Here is a 15,680-nt window from a genome sequence, read left to right as displayed (position 1 = left end):
CCCTCCTGGAGAACATCCCGGCGGGAGGGCCGGCAGACGGGAATCATACCGGTTTTTAACCCAGCAGGTCCGATTCTATCGGCGGAGCATGAGCGAGAGGATCGGGAGATGGAGGGGGCTGTTGCGCCGCGGGCATCTACCGGGCAACCCGGATCTTCCGGAAAGTGCCTCCACGGTGCATCCCCAAAGGATACCGGCTGGCCATGACTGGCCAGCCGGGCGACCGCGAGAAGCGGTGCCGATCGTCTGGATCGAGCCCGCCCGTGGAAAGACGGAACCGCAGGAGAGGCATGCCGTCGCGGAGGGGCAGGATACAGGATCGGCCCGGCTCCGAAGAGACGATCCCGTCGAGGGGGATCCGCAGGCGGACGCCTCCCGAGAGATCAGGATCGCTGATCCTGTTGAGGATGCCGTTGCCGCAGTGAGAGCGGGAGTCCTGGAGGCAGCGGACCTGCTGCTATCCCCCGACCGCACGCTCTGGGAGTGCATGCGCCATGGCATCCTTCCGCCCGATGCCAGCGCATATCTCCTCGAGGCCAGGATTCTGCTTCTGCGGGCGGGCATATGCGAAAGCGGGCAGGGCTGTGCGCATTCCCGGCTCTCAGAACTCTCCTCCCGTATTGCACTCGCGAGGGGAAAACTGGAGAAGAGCCTGGAGAGGGTGGATACCGCAGGAAAATGTGGGGACGGGGTCGCCTGCACGCTGAAGGAATTGGGAGCGCCGATCGTCGAGGTGATCGGACGGCTCGCCGCTCTGGAATCCCTCGTCCGCGAGGCGGGAGGATCGGGTGGCGGGGCGACGGACTGCATGGATGGAGTCGATGCTCCCACGATGCCGGTGGTAGAGAACGACGCTCGAACCCGAAGCCCGCGGGGGAGATCCCCTCCTGCGGGTTCGAGCGTCGCACGCACGCGGGCGATGGCAAAGATAGAGATCCGCTGCGGCGAGGAGGGCGTAGGAGTCTACTCCTGCGCTGAAAATAACGCTGTCGCGAATCCCCCGCGCTCTCGCCCGGGGAAAGGGGAGATGCTCCCGGAAGAGGGGATCCCCGCAACGAGGGGAGGGCGGCGAGCTTCCGTGCCGCAGATCTCCGAGATCCCCGCAGTTCCGCTGCGGCAGGGATCGAAGGCGGAAGACCGCCCCCGCGGTTTGCCGGCATGGAAAACATCGGAACTGGGCTTCTACAGCCGCCCGCGGGAGGCGTCTCGGAAGGCAGAAGAGGGCGTTGAGATTCGGCGGAGCGACGTGGATGTCTATCTCCTCGTCGAGGATCTCAACGCCCGGGGAAGGGAGTACCGACGAACCGGCAGGCACGAGGAGGCGCTCTCCTGCTTCGATCGCGTCCTGGAGATCGACCCGGATCATCCGGTCGCCTTGACCAACCGGGGCATCGTCCTTCGCCAGGTTGGAAGGCTGGAGGAAGCCGAAGCCTGTTTTAACAGGGTGCTTTCCCGTACACCTTCCAGCGCCGCGGTCTGGATGCAGAAGAGCCTGCTCTTGATCCAGCTTGAGCGGTTTCCGGAAGCCCTGCAGTCCCTCGATCGGGTTCTGGCACTCGAACCCGACCGCGGGATCGTATGGAGGTACCGGGCAGATGTCCTTCAGAAACTCGGAAAAACATCCGAGGCTGCCGATAGCCGGGAGCGGGCCCGGCTCCTGGATGCAGGTAACTGATCGATTCTCGCACCCCGCCTCCGAATCACCCATATACTTTATGGCACACATGTACTGGTACGGAGCTGCCATGGACTTCCTGCCATTCATCGATGTTGGCCAGAATATGCAGGCGATCATCGGGGACTATGGCAGCTGGACATACATCATCTTCTTCCTCCTTATCTTCCTCGAGGCTGGAATCGTATTCACGCCATTCCTGCCGGGGAACACTCTCCTGTTCGTTGCCGGGGCGCTTGCCGCCAGCGGTAGCCTCGATCTCGGCTGGCTGATCGTCGTCTTTCTCTCGGCTGCAGTTGCCTGCGACACGGTGAACTATGGGCTGGGCAGGCATCTGGGACCGCGCATATTCGAATCCCGCTATCTCCGTGCGGTGCGGGGGGACTATCTGGAGAAGACCCGCAGATTCTATGCCAGCTACGGGGGAGCGGCCATCGTCCTGGCGAGACCGTTCCCCTATATCCGAACGTTCACGCCGTTCCTCGCCGGCACGGTTTCGATGCCCTATCGACGATTCCTGCGGTACAGTATCGTCGCATGTACCGCATGGGCGCTGCTGTTCCTCCTCGGAGGCTACTTCTTCGGCAACCTTGGCATCGTCAGGCAGGGGATCGGACTGCTGGTATATGCATTCGTTCTCCTGACGGTCATCACTGCGGCGGTGATCGCCGTGAAATTGACCCGCATCGTCCGAACATCCGCCTGAAACGAGCCGCGCCTGTCCGAACGGGGTTCGCTGGGGCATCCGCAACACCTCTCCGGCAGGCAGCCCAATCGTCTCCCGACTGCCAGATCCCCCACCCGGATGACGATACGCAGCGTGCCGGTTCCGGGAATCCCATCGCCCTCGATGCCGCAGTACGTCCCGAACCCCGGTCTTCTGACGGGTGGATCAGCGGCGGCAGCATCCCTTGAACGGACAGGCGGTGCACGCGCAACGTCGGCAGATGCCGGTTGGTCGCCCGAGAGGATAACCCTGGTTATAAAGCTGACGATATGAAACCTGACCCCTATGGTGCTCTGTTCTTCCAGCAAAGAAAGAAATTTGCATGCTCCTGCCGGAATGCATCTGCGCGGATGGCGATTCGCCCTCATGGGACAATCATGCCGGAATCATCCTTTTTATCCCCAAATATTGTCCTGTTTTCAGAATACGAGGATCTTAGTAATGCAATAAATTCCCGTTACCATCATAATGCTCCTCAGAAAATTCTCTTGGCACAATATGCGGGATGCTGGCTCTGCAGGAGCGACCTGAGAGGACAGAGTAACGAGAACTGCAGCGGCGCCCTTCGCACAGAGATGAGAGCGGAATGAAGCTGACGGATGTCAAGGATACCCTCACCGAGGAGGAGATCCGGCGCGGACTGAACGCGGTAATCAAGGATGGTCTCACCACGCAGACGATGACCACTCTCACCGGCGGGATCTTCCTGGTAGCATTCGCTCTCCAGCTGGGTGCATCGAACCTGATGATTGGACTCCTCTCCGCGCTGCCGCCGCTTGCCCAGTTGATCCAGATCCCCGGCGTGTACCTGGTCGAAAAGTACCGCGCGCGTCGGGCGATCTCCGTCTACGCATCCGCCCTGAACCGATCCCTCTGGCTGCTTGTCGCTGCCATCCCGCTCCTGTTCAGCGGCAGCACAGGCATAATCGTCCTCGTCGGTGCAGTCTTTCTGAACGCGGCGCTCGGCTCCATCGGGGGGTGCAGCTGGAACTCATGGATGCGGGATCTGATCCCGCAGGATCGCCTGGGAGCGTTCTTTTCCAAGCGGATGTTCCAGGCAACCTGCCTCGGGATCGTCGTCAGCTGGACTGCAGGCATGTTCATAGATCACGGCGGGTTTCTCTTCCCGGAGAATGCAGTCTACTGCTACTCGATCCTGTTCGTCATCGGATTCATTGTCGGTATGGTCGGCCTGTACTACCTTTCTATCATCCCGGAGCCGCGCATGGAGACCTATATGAAGGATCCCTCGTTCTATCGCCTGCTCCTGCAGCCGTTTGCGGATTCGAACTTCCGCCAGCTTATCCGGTTCATGGGATCCTGGAACTTTGCCATCAACCTGGCATCGCCGTTCTTCACGGTGTACATGATCCAGATCCTGCACCTCCCGATGTCGGCGATCGTAGCGCTCTCCATCCTTAGTCAGATGACGAACGTTGCATTCCTGCAGATCTGGGGAAGGTTCTCGGACCGGTTCAGCAACAAATCCGTGCTGCAGGTCTGCGGGCCCCTGTTCCTGATCTGCATCTTTGCGTGGACATTCACGACGATGCCCGATGCCCACATCCTGACGATGCCCCTTCTCGTCGCTATACATGCGTTCATGGGAGTCTCGACAGCCGGCGTGACCCTGGCATCCGGGAACATCGGTCTAAAGCTGGCTCCCAGAGGGCAGGCAACCTCGTACCTGGCCGGCAACAGCCTGGTGAATTCTATCGCCGCCGGAGTTGCGCCGGTAATCGGGGGAGTCCTCGCGGACTTCTTCTCGTCGAGGGAACTCTCATGGACGCTCCGCTGGACGAGCCCCTACAATGATCTGACCTTCCAGACACTGGATCTGACGCACTGGGACTTTCTCTTCGCGTTCGCGGTCATCATCGGCATCTACTCCATGCACAGACTGGCATTGGTGCAGGAGATGGGGGAGGTCCGCGAGAAGGTGGTCGTTGAGGAGCTCTTCTCCGAAGTGAAGCGGGAAATGCGCAACTTCTCCACTGCTGGCGGACTCCGCTACATGATCCAGTTTCCCTTCTCGGCGGTCAACAACCTCCGGGAAAAGGTGCGGCAGGCGCAGCAGAACGGGCTGTCCACCGAATCGCTGAGCAGCGGCGTGGATACCATCCTGCGGTGCCTGCAGTTCCGATGATCGGCATGATTTCGCAATTGTGCACGACCTGCCCCTGGCCATTCGTCGGGAAAGGGACAGGGAATCGGAGGGATTGGCGGGGAGTTCGGGGAGACTCGAAACCGTTGATCGGATCGCTCTCGAGCATCTCCGGAAGAGAGGAGGGCTGCCACCTGTCCCTCCTGCGGTTCCCGTCGGAGCAGAACCCCGGCGGGGATTGGGGTGATGAGCGGCGGCAGGAGATATGGCCCTGATGAACGGGATTCCCCCAACGCGTGATCTCTCGAGCACGACGAATCTCTCCCGTCACATGGTTCAGGTTGTCCTTCTCGGCAAGGAAAGTTTTCCCGGAACATGCACCATAGGGATCAAGACCACTATGCGAGCCTGTGATCGTCAGGCATTGGATAATCGAGATACTGGCGCGGACGAGATCCGGAAAGGAGAACGTGAGACAGACGAGGCGCACTTCGGAGGTCCGAGGAAAGAGAGGAGAGGGAATAAGCGGGAGACATGGCCCATCGAATTCGGCATGCCCGAGAGAGGAGGAGAGGTTTCGGCGGGGGATCGCCCGGGACGTCTCTGCAGCGAACTCCTCCACGACAGAAACGGTGAAGAGAGCGAGGAGAGGCTCTTTCGTGGTTACCGAAAGGTGGGAGGGCTGCGACACAGGCCCTATGGCGACGCGCATCGGAGCGTCTACGCTGCACGTCCGAGAGCGGGACCGCCCATGTCAGCGGGATCGAGGCATTCCGGCCGTTTGCCAGAGTGACCGATCGAACATCGCGGGATCACGAAGGTGAAGCTCCTCGTTCACGGAAGAGGGAATGGCGATGGAAAACAACAGAGAGGAAGATGCTATTTGATGTATTGGTCGGTTCGATGCCTGACGGGGGTGCGTTGGTGGGAAAAGTTAAATAATCACCGAAATTTATTATCCTGCCGGACCAACCATGCCGGCGAAATCGGTGCAGCCTTGCAGCCCGCACGGACATTGAAGAGCGATGCTTCGGGGCATCCACGGGGGCAGCAGTGAACGAAACGGATATCGTCCCGGTTCCCAATGATCTGGTGATCGAAGTCCTCTTCGCGCTTCTGATCGTCCTTGGCTCCATCGTTCTCACCCGCGCACTCTTCTTCTTCATCAAGCGGTATCTCTCGCGGTTCACCGTATGGACGGAGACCTCGCTCGACGACGAACTGCTCGCCGTTCTGCAGAGGTTCGTGCCCGTCGTGGTGATCCTGGCAGGCTGTTACCTCGGTCTGATCACGATCTCGCTCTTCGATCCGTATGCGGCACTCCTGAACGATCTCTTCGCCGTCCTCATCGTTCTCCTTTCCGCGTACCTGTCGGCCCGGATCGTCCACGTCATCCTGCACTGGTATTTTGATGAGTTCAGGAGCAGGACAAAGGCCGAGCTGGACGAGCACTTCATCCCCATCTTCCGGATTGCCATCACGCTCTTCATCTATCTGATCGCCCTCATCCTCGTTTTGAGCATCCTCGATCAGGAGGTGTCGCCATTCCTGGCAACGCTGGGAATCGGCGGCATAGCAGTCGCCCTGGCCGTGCAGGAGCCCCTCAGCAACTTTTTTGCCGGGTTCTACCTCAGCATCGATCGGCCGGTCAAGGTCGGCGAGCTGATCCGTCTTGAGAGCGGCGAAGAAGGCTACATCGAGGAGATCGGGTGGAGAAGCACCCGCATCCGCTCCCCATCCAACACCACCATCGTGATCCCCAACTCCAGGCTCGGCCAGTCGATCGTGACCAACTACGATCGCCCGACGCCGTTGATGGGATTCGGCATACCACTGGGAGTCAGCTACGCAAGCGACCTCGATAGGGTGGAGCGGATAACCATCGAGGTGGCGTCCCAGGTCATCTCCCGCGTACCCGGGGCAGTGCGGGATTTCCAGCCTCTCGTCCGCTACAGCGAGTTCGGGGCAACGAGCATCCGCTTTTCCGTGATCATGCAGGCAGAGACGGCCACGGACCGCTTTCTCCTCATCCACGAGTTTATCAAAGCCCTGAAGAAGCGCTACGATGAGGATGGGATTCAGATCGCATATATGCCTGCATGGATGGAGTACATGGCTTCGGGAAAAAGACCCTGATGCTCCGTAACTGATTCCCCGGCGCGGAAAAAGAGGGGAGGGCGTCCCCGTGAGGAGATGGGAGATCCCTGCACAGCCATTTCATGGACGCTAATCCCGGCGTTCCGCCCGCGATGCTGGCTCTTCCTGGTACAGGGCAGGATCTCCCGACTCCGCAACCAAAGGGGCAGGGCTGATGCGTGAACGAAACCTGTCACGGCTCCACGCGAGGATGGACCATCGTGCGCGAGAAATCTGCGAGCCGGCCCGGATGCCTGAATCGCATCGACCTTGCTGTTCCCGCCGCTTCCTGCCGCACCAACGAGAGGGGCGCTCACCCCTGTGCGATAGGAACTATTCCGGAATGCACAAACGGGCGATCCTGTTCCCTCCTCGCGGGAACGTCTGTGAACGATCCCCGAAATGGTACCCACTCATCGGCTGTATGAAGTATTCGCATCTCAGCCGCCGTGGCAGAGTATCGCCAACTGTTGACGTCCGAATAGGCTTCCCGGGAATCCAGGGGATCGGGGGCCGATTCTGCCCGGCCGATCCCCGTTCGCCCTCCCGCACCTCTTCCCATGCGGAGACAGGCAGAACGGCCCTGGCGGAATCTCCCGCTCCACTGCAGGCAGGATTCAGGATATCCGCTCGACATGCTGCGTCATGCATGCGGCACGGCATCCCGGCTGCGGACCGGCAACATACAGCCATTCCCGGGGCCGATGGTTTCTGCAGATCTCCGGTTTCGTCTCCTGGATTCTGCAGAGCAGCCGACCGGACGCCGGTTCGAGGAAAGGGCAGCATTCCAGCCGAACGCCCGTCCGCGGATCCACCCAGAAGTCGGCAAACGGCACCCTCTCCAGCTCTTCCCTGCTCAGGCTGTTGCAGGAGACCGCCAGACCTTCCCTCCGAGGAATGGAGAGATGCCGCAGTATATCGGATCGCCCTTCATCGAACCAGCGGAGCAGATCGGATCGTTGTGCAAATCGCAGCCCGCGATACTGCAGGCAACACCACCCGCAGCAGAGGCACTCGAGATCATCGCCCTGCATGACTCCGCTCCGGATCCGTCGTGTCCTGCACGGGACAGTCCTGCAGGTCGTGCTGATCGGCACGAACGTATAGCGCCAGAGAGAAGCGAGGGATCGTCAGGTCCTGCGGGGCATCGATGCGCTCCGGCATCCGGGAACCGGGGCCTCCCCAGCCCTCTGAAGCGGAATCTACGGACATCAGCCACGGTCCGCCCGGGAGATCCCCCCTGAATGCGACATCCCGCATATTGTAGTTGAAGATGCAGAATGCACCACTCCCGCCATACCACCGGTGGAGAAACACGAGCCGCTCCTCCTCGAGCCCCCATACATCCGTATTCTCCCTCGCCGAATGCGAAAGTGCGGGAATGGTCTTTCGCAGACGGAGGAGCGTTGAGTAGAATTTCAGAAGCACCGCGTGCTTCCCTGCCTTTCTCCTCTCCCAGACCAGCCGGGATCTCTCGAACGTCTCCACTGCCTGGGGATTGGGCGGCTCTCCGGACCACTGAAGAAGCTCCTCGAAGTCCATCCTGCGTCCGCGGATGCATGCGTCGATCAGTTCCGGATCCGAGTAACTGACGAAGAAGAGGAAGGGCGATCTCTCGCCGTACTCCTCTCCCATGAATAGCAGAGGGATGTACGGGGAGAGAAGGACGGTGCCGGCGGCTAGTTTCTGGGCCTCGAAGGGGACCAGTTCGCCGATCCGCTCCCCGAGCATCCGGTTGCCGATGAGATCATGGTTCTGGATGAACGCGATCAGTTTGGATGGATGAATGTCTGCCGTAGAACTCCCGTACCGCCGTTTCAGGCTGGGACAGTACTGCCCCGAGTATACGAAGCCCTCTTTCAGCGTTTTCACCAGATCCCCTGTAGCGCCGAAGTCCTGCCCGTACCCGAGCGTTCCCCCTCCCAGAATGGCAAAGATCGCATGGTGGAAATCGTCGCACCAGGTTGCATCCATGCCGTATCCTCCGCACTCGCGGCTGCGGATATACCGCGTATCGTTCCAGCTCCCTTCTGCGACCAGATGGATCTCTCTCCCCTGCTCGGCCGAGAAATCCCTCACCCTCTCGACGACCTCTTCCAGAAAGTGCTTGGCGCTGAAGTCGAAGATGAAGTGCACGGCATCGATCCGCAGTCCGTCGATATGGTAGTCTCGGAGCCAGAAGAGGACATTCTCCAGGAAGTAGTTCCTCACCTCGTCCGAGTAGGCCTGATCGAAGTTCACGACCTTTCCCCACGGGCACCCGTACACGCCGGTCCAGTAGGGGCCGAACTCATGGAAATGCGTTCCTTCGGGGGAGAAATGATTGTAGATGACGTCCAGATGCACCGCGATGCCATGCTGATGGCAGGCATTGACCAGCCGCTTCAGTCCCCTGGGACCGCCATAGGTGTTCTGGACGGCAAAGGGGTACACCACGTCGTATCCCCAGTTCCTCCCCCCGGGGAACTGCCCGACTGGCATGAGGACGATCGTATTCACCCCCACATCCCGGAGGTCCTCGAGGCGGGGCAGGATGCTGTCAAAGGTGCCCTCGGGGGTGAACGTTCCCACGTGCAGCTCGTACAGCACCAGCTCCTCCAGCGGTATTCCTCTCCAGTCGTCATCCGTCCAGAGGAACTCCGCATGATCCACCACCTCCGACGGCCCGAATATACCTTCCGGCTGGTAATGGGAGGCCGGATCCGGCCTCTCCAGCATATCCCCCAGCTGATACAGATACCGCGTCCCGGGAGGGATGCCATCGAGCGCCGCGGTCCAGTAGCCCCATGAGTCTTTGACCAGAGGAACGGTGCAGTTCAGCGGCGAGACGGTGTGCACCGACACCTCCTCGAGAAAGGGCGCCCAGACGATGAACTCGCATCTACTGTTTCCAAGATACCGGGCTCCGAGCCGCACCTCAAACCTCCTGCATTCACGATGACGCTCTCTCCATCACCGAGAGGGTGGAGAGTCTCCCCCTCTACTCTCCTGCCCGATGGATCAGTTCAGTCCGCAGGTCTGGTAGACCTCGATGAGTTTGTCGGTGACGATATTCCATCGGAACTCGCTCTCGATCTTCTTTCGCCCCATCTCGCCCATGCGGGCCATGTCGTCCCAGTTGCCCATCGCCCCACGGATGCCCCGGGCAAGGGAGTTCGAGTCGACCTGCACTTTCACACCGTCCACACCGTGATCGATGTTCTCGGATAGACCTCCCACATCCGATGCAACGACGCACTTCTTTGCACTCCAGCCTTCAAGCAGGATCAGCCCGAAAGGCTCGTTCCTGCTCGGGATGGACAGGATATCGCAGGCGTTGAGAAGCCGAACGAATTCACGATCCGGCACATAGCCCAGGAATTGCGCATTGCCATTCAAATCCCTCACGCGCCTCTTGAGTTCGTCATGCATCTGGCCAGCACCGGCAAAGACGAACCGCGCGTCCGGCTCGCTCCGCAGTATCTTCGGGATCGCCTCGAGCAGGAGATCGGGGCCCTTCTGGTAGGTAAGCCTCCCGGCGAAGAGGATGAGCGGTGCATCGGTGGGAATTCCGTAATCCGACTTCACCTCTTCGGGATTGACGTCGAACGCGTACAGCTCAGGCTGAATGCCGTTTCGGACTACATCCACCTTCCACTCAGGAAGGCCGTAGAGGGATGTCACCTCCTTTTTCAGCGTCTGCGAAACTGTGGTGACTTTTCTGCTCAAAAGTCCTGCCTTGCGCTCCTTTTCTGAGATCTCCTTGAATATCCACTCGTTTCCAATCCTGTTTCCGTTTCTACCGAATTCTGTTGAATGAAAGGTGAACACGGTTGCATTGTCCTTCAGGCTCTCAAGGGCGTCGGTCACATGCCAGTCGTGAAAGTGAAGAACGTCGAACTCACCGTCCCTCTCCTCGGACAGGAAATCGTCCACCATCTGGAGACTCATATCTCTGCAGTATTCCACGATATTGGAACCCTTCGGGATACATCGATGGTAATACACGCCATTAATCACGGCTTCTTTCTCCTGCCCTTCGAGAGCAGGTGTAAAATAATGCACTTCATGGTTTCTCGCCGCATTTTCTGCCAGATTCGTAGCAGCAACGGCAAGCCCCCCCACCTTTACGGACGGGAGTGATTCCCAGCAAAAAACAGCTATTCGCAACCTGTCCATACCAGACCGCTCCTCCGAGCCCCATACTGCGGTAAACATAATAAACGTTTCTTCCACCGCATCTTCGCACCCGCGACAGAGCACCATAAATGCGGCGAATCGATGAAAGGAGTGGTCTTTCTTGGAATTTTTATCGTGGAAATCTCTGTGGGCGCGAAGGTCCGGAGAGTCTCCATCCCGCCTCCGCAGGTACGTCCCGCGTCAGGGGAAGCTGCAACGCACCGTTTAAAAGCCTTGCACGGCAGACCCCCTCCCAGCCTCGCTTCTTCGGGAGAGACTTCGAGAGGGATCGTGCCCGCGTTCAGCCATATATGCGATGCCATCAAAGGATTGCCGTTGTGGACGGAGGCTCTCTGCTCTGGCTCTCCTCGATCTGCTGGAGAGCTTCCTGCGCGTTCGAGCGAACGAGTTCGCTCGGGTCCGAGAGCAGACGCGTCAGGATCGGGATGGCATCCGAGCTCAGAACCTGTCTCACACCCCCCTTCTTCGCTACTGCACCGATAACCGAGGCCGCACCGCTGCGGATGATCTCCTCCTCGTCCGAGAGGTGCTCGATCATGCTCTTGAGACCTCCTGCCGCCAGGAACGTCTCCGGGTTCCAGTCAGGTTCCCATGCACTCATCGCGAGCGACTCTATCGCGTCCAGCCGCACTTTTCGGTCATCCGCGGAGAGGTCCTTCAGGATCATCTCCATCATCTTTATCTGTGCGTTCTTCTCCCGGGCCATTGGATACACCGACCTCTTCGAACGCACTGCATAGTGCCATGTGCTATTTAAACTTTGGGGAAAACCGAACAATCTGGTAAGAGGTTCGTATGGAAAAGCGGTCTGATTCTCGACCAGCCTTACCGCATGCACATCACCCACCCTTCAAGTCGTCCTCGCTGCCGGGGATGGCGGCACGGACTGCCATTCCGGTTATGATGCGGATCCTGTCCACAGGCTCCCGCATCGGGGAAGGCACGGTGCGTGACCACTCCCCAGTCCGCTCATCCTTGTGCGTACGGAGGACCGTTCCGGAATGCAACGGGAGATCTGTCTCCTGCAGACGGGACGATCGTCGTGCGGATCAGGCGGTCTGCCGAGGGTGAGAGATACTCTGTTCTCGACAGCCGGGCCTGTGGCACGCAGAGAGGAGAAGGCGCTTCCCTCTCCCGCCTTCACCGGACCGCACGTACCGGAGACCACGACGGGGCTCCTGCAGCACACGCGGCGAATTCTGTCCCCTTTCCTGGGAGCGGGGCCGATTGTCCTGAACGGCGGCAGACGCGGCGATGGTGCAGGCCTTTGGATCCCGGAACGCTCGTACAAGACGATCACAGAGCCCGGGAGCAGGCTCCGCCCGCCGCATACTTTAAATATTACACTCCAGCATACAGGTCCTGATGCTCCTGACCATTCTGCTGCAGATAGATGCCGGGATCATCCTCAATAACCTCTGGATCCTGCTCTTCATTCTCATATTCATCATCCCCATGGCACAGAGGTACGCGATCGAGTTTGCACGAAGGAGGCTTCTTTCGCAGTTCGGTCGGAAGAGGGGATCGCAGGTGATCACCCTCATTCATCGGCAGGAGACCATCAGTTTCCTCGGAATTCCTATAGCACGCTATATCGATATCGACGATAGCGAACAGGTGCTGCGGGCGATCCGCACGACCCCGAAAGGCGTACCCATCGACCTGATCCTGCATACGCCCGGGGGTCTGGCTCTGGCTGCAACCCAGATCGCCCTTGCACTCAAGGCCCATAGCGGAAAGAAGACGGTCATCGTCCCGCACTACGCGATGAGCGGCGGCACGCTGATCGCCCTCGCCGCAGACGAGATAGTCATGGACCCGTTCGCTGCGCTAGGTCCGGTAGACCCCCAGTTGATGGACAGTTCCGGCGTGTATCCCGCCGTATCGCTCGTGAAGGTGATGGAGAAGAAGAGCATCAACCGCATCGACGACAGGACGCTTGTGCTTGCCGTCGAAGCCAGGAAGGCCCTGAAACAGATGGAGGGTCTTGTTCGCAGACTGCTCGGGGATAGGTACGACAGCGCTACCATCGAGCGGGTTCTCCAGACGTTCGTCGCCGGGGAATACCCGCACGATCGGCCGTTCATGGCCGACGAGATGAAGGAGATCCTCGGAGACCGTCTGACCATGGACATTCCTCCCGAGGTGTTCCCGTTGATGAAACTCTACCGCATGGAAGTGGGCAGGAGAAGACCCGGGGTCGAGTATGTCCCGGCTGCGCCCAGGGAATGAGGATGAGCGTATCCGTATAGCGAGGGATGGTTCATGGTCGCGATCGGGGCGCTCTGGAATCTTCCCGCCTCCGACCTCCAGGGGGACATCAGGCGCCTCGGGACGAATGGCGGCAGGAGCGAAAGATTGCAGAGGGGGATCAGAGGAAGACGGCAGCGGCGAGCACGGTTGTCCAGAGTCCGTTCTTCTCCCCTTCGGCGGACTGGCAGATGTGCGTGGTCTTGAATATCTTGCCGCTCGCCTTGTATATCTGCTCACGCTCCTGCCATGCAGAGTTGGGATCGAACTCGATTCCCTGTGTCGTGGCGAGCATGGTGGCGGCGAGATCTTCGGCATACTCACCGGACTTCTGGCTGGTCTCTCCGAATGCGTGATGTTCCGATAGGTATCCGTATTCCTTCACGTCCCTGGGCAGTGCCAGACCGATTGCCGCGGAGATGAGCCTGTTGGGCTCGCACGTGTCGCTCCTTGCCATGACGACATAGGTGATCTGACCGGGCTGCAGCTGCCGCAGTCCTTCATCGACCGTGATGAGTCGGCAGTTGGGGGGGAAGATGCTCGATACGTAGACCAGGTTCAGTTTTTCGATTCCTGCCTTCCGCAAGGCGAGCTCGAACGATGCGAGCCGGTCTTTATGGACCCCGACCCCCTTCGTGAAGAAGCACTTCTTTGGGACGAACATAATTTTCAATTTTTCATGTTGATCGGTTTAAAGGTTTAGTCCAGTACCGAGAGGCACGGAGTACGGCCTTCCGCCGTGCTCCGCATCAAATACCTGCATCCATCCCCCGATGCATCGATAAAGCCCCTTGCATTCGGATTCCGTGCTGCCTGGATCCCATTCTCCGTGCAGTCCATCCTGCGCTGGATACCGATGGGGGGAAGGGGTGCGCATCCGGCAGGGTACATGCCGAGACGATCCGCTGCGCCTGCACGGCAGAGGGGGATTGCCGGGGATAGTCCCGCCGGGTTCCGCATCCAGGGCACCGAGGACGCGCCGTCCGGGGAACGGGCAGGCTTCCCGTTCCGAGCATTTCCCGTATAGCAGTATATGGTTTATTGCTGTCTCGCGGACCCTCTCATCCCAGCAATCGCATGAGGGGGTTCGATGGAAAGAATCGCCCCTCGGACATCCTCCAGCATGGTGAATCGACGATGGAGGTGCGTTCCCGTATCCGCCGGGGAGAGAGCCGGATCCCTTCTTGCGACTCTCCGGCACTTCCCCGATATACCCGCATCCGGTTTATCCCTGATGCCTCCTTCGTACTCGCCGGTGAGAACGGTTGCGCGAGAACGTGCCCCCCAGCGCGTGCCCTACCGGACGGTACGAGAATCCCGGGAGACCCCGAAAGCGGGGACGCAGGAGCCCGTCTGGCAAACTCAGCGCCACTGGAGAGATATACCTCTGACAAAGACCTGCGCCACGGCGTCGGAGAAGAGCGGAACCGGTCGGAGGGCCCTGCTCAAAGAGAGACGGAACTGTTATCCGCGATCGCATGACGAATCCGACAGCGATGCCCTTTCATCGATGGGCAGATCGTCATGTACCTTCGCGGCAAAGCGTGGGAGGGGAGGACGAACGCTTCCGTGGACGTGCAACCAGCGCTCTCCTCTTCGGGGAGGTCTGCCCCATTATTTCGCAGAACATCCATTTTGCGAAAAAGTTTATTTATTACCAGAAACTAAATTTCAACCATGGAGAACGGCTTTTTTTCCGAGTGGCTCACGCGCTACCAGTACCACCTCCGCATGCGGAATTACTCGCCCAGGACCATCGAAACATACAGCGGCGTGATCCGCTACTTCGCCTGCTACGTCTGGCTGCGCAGAAACTCCGATCCGGAGAAGCTGGTGTTCTACTGGAAAGATCTCGGCCAGGCCCGCATGGATACCGAGGTCAGCGTGACACCCGTCCTCATCAACGACTATCTCGCCTTCCTCACATCGCTCCGCACGTACAAGCCCAAGACACTCCACCGCATCATCTCCACGCTCAGTTCTTTCTACCGTTTCCTGCAGTCGCAGGAGGCGATTGCAACGAATCCCGCTGCGAATGTCGAACGCCCGAAGATCAAGAATCAGGAACTGGTCTACCTCAAACACAGCCAGGTGATGAGGCTCCTCGATTCGATAGACGCCATTCGGGACCGCCTTATCGTCCGGATCATCTACGCCACGGGCGTCCGCGTTTCCGAGCTGTGCAGCATCCACATTCGGGATATCGATTTTGAGGAGCGGACAATCCGGATAAGCGGAAAAGGAGACAAAATACGAACCGTTTTTGTGGACGATGAGACACTTCGGGAGATCGAGGAGTACCTGGGGAATCGCATCGACGGCCCCCTCTTCGAAGGCCAGCAGGGAAAGCCCCTCTCCTCGCGGATGGTCCAGCTGATCTTCAGACAGTATGCCCCGCCCGGCATCACCCCCCACAAGATCCGGCACAGCTACGCGAGCGAGCTCTACAGGCGGTCGAAAAACCTGCGCGTGGTGCAGGAGAATCTGGGTCATACTTCGATCAAAACGACCGAGATCTACCTCCACACCGATCTCGACGAGCGGAAACGCGTTTACCGGGAGTATTTCCCCCTTGGCAACGGTAAATGAGGAAGGGACGGATCCCGCCA

11 protein-coding genes are annotated in these 15,680 nt (G+C 59.4%); 6 read left to right on the top strand and 5 right to left on the bottom strand.

Annotation, left to right across the window (positions count from 1 at the left end; genetic code table 11):
- Positions 1-235: 235 nt before the first annotated feature.
- From QMC96_00205 to QMC96_00190, 4 genes are all read left to right on the top strand, one after another.
- Positions 236-1,675, top strand: a complete 1,440-nt coding sequence (locus QMC96_00205; protein ID MDI6875180.1) for a tetratricopeptide repeat protein — start codon at positions 236-238, stop codon at positions 1,673-1,675.
- Between the two features lie 40 nt (positions 1,676-1,715).
- Complete coding sequence (locus tag QMC96_00200) at positions 1,716-2,381, top strand: VTT domain-containing protein (protein MDI6875179.1); 666 nt, start codon at positions 1,716-1,718, stop codon at positions 2,379-2,381.
- A 607-nt stretch (positions 2,382-2,988) separates the two neighbouring features.
- A complete protein-coding gene (locus tag QMC96_00195; protein ID MDI6875178.1) occupies positions 2,989-4,548 on the top strand; it encodes an MFS transporter in 1,560 nt (519 codons plus the stop codon).
- 1,011 nt (positions 4,549-5,559) lie between these two features.
- The gene (locus tag QMC96_00190) at positions 5,560-6,642 is read left to right on the top strand and encodes a mechanosensitive ion channel family protein (GenBank protein MDI6875177.1); all 1,083 of its coding nucleotides are present in this window, start codon (positions 5,560-5,562) and stop codon (positions 6,640-6,642) included.
- 617 nt (positions 6,643-7,259) lie between these two features.
- On the opposite strand, the gene QMC96_00185 is transcribed toward QMC96_00190, so the two are convergent.
- The 4 genes from QMC96_00185 to QMC96_00170 all read right to left on the bottom strand — a co-directional run bounded on the left by QMC96_00185 (position 7,260) and on the right by QMC96_00170 (position 11,554).
- Positions 7,260-7,676 carry a hypothetical protein gene (locus tag QMC96_00185; protein MDI6875176.1) on the bottom strand — a complete coding sequence of 139 codons (417 nt, stop codon included), beginning with the start codon at positions 7,674-7,676 and terminating at the stop codon, positions 7,260-7,262.
- Positions 7,663-9,558, bottom strand: a complete 1,896-nt coding sequence (gene treZ, locus QMC96_00180) for a malto-oligosyltrehalose trehalohydrolase (GenBank protein ID MDI6875175.1) — start codon at positions 9,556-9,558, stop codon at positions 7,663-7,665. The genes QMC96_00185 and treZ overlap by 14 nt, the downstream gene beginning before the upstream one ends.
- 84 nt (positions 9,559-9,642) lie before the next feature.
- On the bottom strand, positions 9,643-10,800 hold the full coding sequence (locus tag QMC96_00175) for a glycosyltransferase family 4 protein (protein ID MDI6875174.1): 1,158 nt from the start codon (positions 10,798-10,800) through the stop codon (positions 9,643-9,645).
- A gap of 322 nt (positions 10,801-11,122) precedes the next feature.
- On the bottom strand, positions 11,123-11,554 hold the full coding sequence (locus QMC96_00170; GenBank protein MDI6875173.1) for a HEAT repeat domain-containing protein: 432 nt from the start codon (positions 11,552-11,554) through the stop codon (positions 11,123-11,125).
- Positions 11,555-12,186: 632 nt separating this feature from the next.
- Between QMC96_00170 and QMC96_00165 the strand changes: the two genes are divergently transcribed.
- Positions 12,187-13,053 carry a hypothetical protein gene (locus QMC96_00165; GenBank protein ID MDI6875172.1) on the top strand — a complete coding sequence of 289 codons (867 nt, stop codon included), beginning with the start codon at positions 12,187-12,189 and terminating at the stop codon, positions 13,051-13,053.
- A 139-nt stretch (positions 13,054-13,192) separates the two neighbouring features.
- On the opposite strand, the gene QMC96_00160 is transcribed toward QMC96_00165, so the two are convergent.
- Entirely contained in the window at positions 13,193-13,735 is a 543-nt protein-coding gene (locus QMC96_00160; GenBank protein ID MDI6875171.1) for an arginine decarboxylase, pyruvoyl-dependent, read from the bottom strand.
- Positions 13,736-14,748: 1,013 nt separating this feature from the next.
- Here QMC96_00160 and QMC96_00155 point away from each other — a divergent pair.
- Entirely contained in the window at positions 14,749-15,660 is a 912-nt protein-coding gene (locus QMC96_00155) for a tyrosine-type recombinase/integrase (protein ID MDI6875170.1), read from the top strand.
- Positions 15,661-15,680 lie beyond the last annotated feature (20 nt).

This window comes from Methanomicrobiales archaeon (assembly GCA_030019205.1).
Classification (GTDB): domain Archaea; phylum Halobacteriota; class Methanomicrobia; order Methanomicrobiales; family JACTUA01; genus JASEFH01.
The sequence above is the reverse complement of the archived record's forward strand: the minus strand, read 5'-3'. Positions and strand labels throughout refer to the sequence as shown.

Coding starts and splice junctions, on each gene's coding strand:
- QMC96_00195 (MDI6875178.1), top strand. CDS start 2,989: ATGAAGCTGACGGATGTCAAGGATACCCTCACCGAGGAGGAGATCCGG.
- QMC96_00200 (MDI6875179.1), top strand. CDS start 1,716: ATGGCACACATGTACTGGTACGGAGCTGCCATGGACTTCCTGCCATTC.
- QMC96_00160 (MDI6875171.1), bottom strand. CDS start 13,735: ATGTTCGTCCCAAAGAAGTGCTTCTTCACGAAGGGGGTCGGGGTCCAT.
- QMC96_00155 (MDI6875170.1), top strand. CDS start 14,749: ATGGAGAACGGCTTTTTTTCCGAGTGGCTCACGCGCTACCAGTACCAC.
- QMC96_00165 (MDI6875172.1), top strand. CDS start 12,187: ATGCTCCTGACCATTCTGCTGCAGATAGATGCCGGGATCATCCTCAAT.
- QMC96_00185 (MDI6875176.1), bottom strand. CDS start 7,676: ATGCAGGGCGATGATCTCGAGTGCCTCTGCTGCGGGTGGTGTTGCCTG.
- QMC96_00175 (MDI6875174.1), bottom strand. CDS start 10,800: ATGGACAGGTTGCGAATAGCTGTTTTTTGCTGGGAATCACTCCCGTCC.